We start from the raw sequence: 4,570 nt of genomic DNA, 5'->3' as shown, positions 1-4,570 counted from the left end.
TTTTTACTCTATTTTGATGATTTAATATTCTATTTAATGCTTTTAAAAGATTTTCTGGGTTTTGTTGTGAAAAAATTTTGTAAACTTGATCTGCAGTTAAAACTTCAGAAATTTTAAAGTATTCACGAAGTTCTTTTTTGGATTCAAGTTCATTTAATATAAATGGAATATCTAATCCAAAGAACATACTGATAAATATGATTTTAAATACAAATATCTGTTTATCTAAGTTTTTAAATCCATAGGATGCTAAAATCTGTAAAGATTTTCTAGAATCCATAATTTTAAATATTTTTTTCAACAAAGTATAATTTGGGTCTTTAATATCTAAATTTAATCTGTGTTTCATGTAGATCGCCAAATAAATATATGTAATGCATTATATTTAAATTTAACGATATTATAGAACCCTTTTTTAAAAATTATTGTAAATTCATCTGTATTTTTATAAACCCAAAATAATAACTATTACAAAATAGAAAAATAAAGAAAATTAGAAAGAATTTTCATCAAAAAAATTCAGGCCCCTAAAGTTTTTCAATGATTAAACAAAAAGAATATAGTATGGATTATGTCTATATTGATGAATCAGGAGATTTGGGTAGTGATTCAGACTATCTAATAATGGCCGCTATAATTGTAGATGATGGCGCTAAACTAGATAGGATAATAAATAAAACCAGAAGAGACAACAAAAAGCAATTAGGTAACTCTAATGAAATAAAAGGAACAGAAACCAAACCTCATATCAAGAAGAAAATTCTCAAAAAATTAAATAAAATAGATTATCAGGTTATTGCAATAGTATTTGACAAGAAAAACAAATACAAAATTAAGTATGACTGCAACAACAACTTATTATATAATATCGTTGCTTCAAAACTGGCAGAAGAACTTCCCATTACAAACAAAACATCAATAATAATAGATAAATCAAAAAATAAGGAAAAATTTCGCCAGGAATTCAACAGCTTATTCGTGCCAAGTTTAAATAATCCTAAAAACCATTCCATAACAATAGAACATGAAGATTCCGTTAATATTAAAGGTTTGCAAATGGCTGATATAATATCATGGTCTGTTTATCAAAGTATCGAGCACGAAAATAATGAATATGCTGATTTAATTAAAAATATAATTGTAAAAAGAGTATTTGAAGATTAGAGAACCCCAATGCCGAAATAATGTCGCCTCCCGTGGAGACGAAGCTTAGAGGGGCTGAACTTCTAGAAGTTTTTACCTCCTAAATCTACAATTAAATATATAATATCAGCTATATTTAAAGTTTTGCAATATATTTCAAAATCTGATTTTCCAAAATCCTTGTAAATATTTTCATCTTTTCCCCCACCACTCATTTTTCTGTTCCCATAAATTTTATTACTTATTTTATATAAAAAATATAATAAATAATATAATATATGGGAATGTTATCATGGGAATTACTGATTACATCAAAACAAGATTACTGAATAATCGTGTAGAGCAGTACAACACCAAGCGCAGCTATTGGGGTGAGGATGAAAGACAGCCTAGAACTGACGGAATAAATACTGGCCTTGACTTGCCTGATGCACTTCCACCAGTAATCAATAAGACAATAGCTAATGCACGTTATGCTGTAAAGCTTGACGGTTATACTTCAGGTATTTTGAAAAACAGAATTGATAAAGCTAATGTTAATATGGTGCTTGTTGATAAGGAAAACAAATTATCTCAGGAACAGAAACTGACTTTAATCCTTTGGGCCAGAAAAATCGACATTTCTCAAGTAGCTAAAAATATTCTGCAGGGAGGAATGGTTGACGGTGAAGGTCTAATCAAACCAGTTCAACGCTGGGATAAGTCCATTGGCAAATACATTAAACCGGTATTTTTAGAAATAGGTGCTCACGGTTATGGATTAAAGAAAGAGTTCAATGATGATAATGAAGTGCAGCTATACCTTCATGAAATGCCTAAGGATGTTGTCAGCGGATCTCCGCAAGAGTTTGACAATTACGTCAGCATTGAAGAGGGAACTTTAACTGTAAAGTATGAACCTGAAGAGGTAATTAACTTCATGTATAATGAGATATACTCGGAAGCTCAAAGTATAATTTTAAACTGCCTTGATGATATATACCACAAGTGCAATTTGGAGAGAAATCAGGTGGAACGTATCAACAAGGACAATATCATTGAAGTCAAGCCTGCAATGGATGCGAACGGCCAGCCTTACATCACTGAACTTTCAAGCACTGCTAAGGAAAATCTTTATGCTGATTATGGAACCACTGCAGATTCAAATGTAGCTATTGTACCTCCAGGAATTGAATCCAAAATCTTAGGTGGTAACAACTACCAGTCCGATTATACAAGACAAACTGAAATCTTTAGGAATAATATTTTAAGAACTTTTGTAACTCCACAGTCTCAGGCAGGTAATGAGAAATCCAACCAGAACGTTGCGGAATACATTAACGATTCGGCTATTACTGGATTTATTGTTAATGTTGCAAATGACCAGAAGTGGGTGTTAAAGTACTGCAACCAGCTATTGAATATGCAGCTGGAATTAATGGGCATTAGTGAAACTTTAGATATTTACTTCAGCTATTCAAGAGATGATGTTTTAAGATACATTATGGAATTGTCTTCTGAAGGTGATGAAATCTATAAGAATTATCTTTCCAACTTTGAAGAGGAACAGCCTGTCGGTGAGAGGATTTTATCTGAAAGTGGGGTTGAAGTATAATTATGCTTCAATCCTTTTTTAGCTTCTCAGGGAAGCTATTATTGACCTTACCATTGTTATCAGACAGCATATGCTTATTGCAATCGGATAGCCTAAAAGCGCAATGACAAATCCAAATATGAAGATTACAAAAGGAGTGTACAATGCTGTTTGAATGTTCATCGCCCTTTTTATGTAGTCCCTGTTTTCCTCGTTGACTTTAAGCAATGATTTTGCCATTACAAATAGAATTATGTCAACCGCAATGAAGTCCAGGCCATATATCGCCTGCGGAATGAATGAATTGGGGTTGTTTGCAACAAAAGTCGTAATGTATGGAACCAGGGAGAAAACGAGCATCAAAAGGATATTCAGCCAGATTATCCTTGTATTGATTTTGTCGACATGATTGTAGATAATGTGGTGGTATTGCCATAGGTTGGCGCACACAAGAAAGCTTATGAAGTATGCGAAATAGGATGTTTTTAAAGCCCAGATTGATGCAAGGGATGCTGTTGCAGGCTGCGGCAATTCCAAAACAAGCACTGTCACTATAATTGCAATGATTGCATCATAAAAAGCTTCCAGCCTATTTGTATCCATAAGATTTTCTTCACTCATGCTATTGTATTTGGAATTTATGTTATTTTAATTATTTCATAATAAAAGAACTCTCACTGAAAGTGATGAAATCTATAAAAATTATCTCAGTAACTTTGAGGAGGAACAGCCTGTTGGTGAAAGGATTTTATCTGAAAGCGGAGTGGAAGTATAATTCAATTTTTACTTCCAGTTCCTTTTGGTTTATCACCTTTACAGTTTCAGTGAGTTGACTGCCAGTGCTTTGGTTAAGCTTTTGTAGCTTTCAATTTCATCGCTAGTGAAATTATCAAAAAGCAGCTTTTCCCATTCATCGTTGATGTCAAACATTCTTTTGCTGATTTCAATTCCACTGTCTGTAAGGGACAGCAGTTTTCTTGTCCTGTTTTTGGGATCCTTGTTTCTGATGATGAATCCTTTCTTTTCGAGGTTTTTAAGTGTTCTTGCAACGACAGGTTCGGACACGAAAAACAGATTGCACAGATCCCTTTGGGTCAGCTTATTGTTGTCAGCATATATTCTTACGATATATGGCAGTTCGGCTGCACTCACTCCGGTTCCTTTAAGTTTTTCATCAAAGAAAGTGTTGTGTCCCTTTATAATCAGGGACAGTGCCGGATAAATCGGAACGTCCATCATATCTTCTATTATTTCCAGATGATTCATGCGCTCACCTTTGTGTCATCCACATTCAACACTCTGCATAGAATCAATGCGACTATAATTGAGAGGAATGCCACTATTATTATTGAAGGAATGAGAACTGTGCTTCCGCAGAGTTTATTTATGATGTAGAGTCCAAAGACTCCGATGTGGCCTATAATTCCGCTTACCACTGCAATGACGAGTCCTCTTTTTGGAAGAAGTTCATATTTAAGACATGCGTAGGATGTCCAGATAACCAGCGGAAGGAATATGAATATTCCGGTTATGCCGCCCATCATGTTTCCTCCGTTGATGAGTGCTCCAAGATGTGTCAGTCCGTTGATTAAAGCAAATCCTAATGTTGAAAGTCCTATTACCGGATGTTTTTTGGATATTGCTGCGGCTGCAGGCAATGCAATCCATGTGATGGCTATGTTGACCATCGGGAAGAAGAACATCGGTATTTCTCCGAACATTGCGCTTATTCCTGTGTCGATGAAGTTCTGGATTAGAATGTACTGTCCGTTTGCAAAGTATATTCCGTATTCTTCTGCTACGTGAATAAGGTATGCTGCTGCCATTGCCCATGAAAGCCATGTGGGGTCTTTA

At 34.4% G+C, this 4,570-nt stretch carries 6 protein-coding genes and 1 pseudogene; 2 read left to right on the top strand and 5 right to left on the bottom strand.

Annotation, left to right across the window (positions count from 1 at the left end; genetic code table 11):
* Positions 1–349 (bottom strand): annotated as a pseudogene (locus IJQ68_RS02305) (IS5/IS1182 family transposase); the annotation flags it as partial.
* Positions 350–564: 215 nt separating this feature from the next.
* Here IJQ68_RS02305 and IJQ68_RS02300 point away from each other — a divergent pair.
* On the top strand, positions 565–1,164 hold the full coding sequence (locus tag IJQ68_RS02300) for a DUF3800 domain-containing protein (RefSeq protein ID WP_292796436.1): 600 nt from the start codon (positions 565–567) through the stop codon (positions 1,162–1,164).
* Positions 1,165–1,226: 62 nt separating this feature from the next.
* Here the strand turns inward: IJQ68_RS02300 and IJQ68_RS02295 are convergent, their stop codons facing one another.
* Positions 1,227–1,358, bottom strand: coding sequence for a hypothetical protein (locus IJQ68_RS02295; RefSeq protein WP_292796434.1), 132 nt, complete (start codon positions 1,356–1,358; stop codon positions 1,227–1,229).
* A 77-nt stretch (positions 1,359–1,435) separates the two neighbouring features.
* Between IJQ68_RS02295 and IJQ68_RS02290 the strand changes: the two genes are divergently transcribed.
* Positions 1,436–2,737 carry a hypothetical protein gene (locus IJQ68_RS02290; protein WP_292796432.1) on the top strand — a complete coding sequence of 434 codons (1,302 nt, stop codon included), beginning with the start codon at positions 1,436–1,438 and terminating at the stop codon, positions 2,735–2,737.
* Positions 2,738–2,755: 18 nt separating this feature from the next.
* Here IJQ68_RS02290 and IJQ68_RS02285 read toward each other — a convergent pair whose 3' ends face one another.
* The 3 genes from IJQ68_RS02285 to IJQ68_RS02275 form a co-directional block, all read right to left on the bottom strand.
* Positions 2,756–3,337, bottom strand: a complete 582-nt coding sequence (locus IJQ68_RS02285) for a TMEM175 family protein (RefSeq protein ID WP_292796430.1) — start codon at positions 3,335–3,337, stop codon at positions 2,756–2,758.
* Between the two features lie 192 nt (positions 3,338–3,529).
* The gene (locus IJQ68_RS02280) at positions 3,530–3,982 is read right to left on the bottom strand and encodes a MarR family winged helix-turn-helix transcriptional regulator (protein WP_292796428.1); all 453 of its coding nucleotides are present in this window, start codon (positions 3,980–3,982) and stop codon (positions 3,530–3,532) included.
* Positions 3,979–4,570: HXXEE domain-containing protein (locus IJQ68_RS02275; RefSeq protein WP_292796426.1), on the bottom strand; the 592-nt coding region annotated here is incomplete at its 5' end. The genes IJQ68_RS02275 and IJQ68_RS02280, both read right to left, overlap by 4 nt.

Origin of the sequence: Methanobrevibacter sp. (genome assembly GCF_017447225.1) — an archaeon.
Lineage (GTDB): Archaea > Methanobacteriota > Methanobacteria > Methanobacteriales > Methanobacteriaceae > Methanocatella.
The sequence above is the reverse complement of the archived record's forward strand: the minus strand, read 5'-3'. Positions and strand labels throughout refer to the sequence as shown.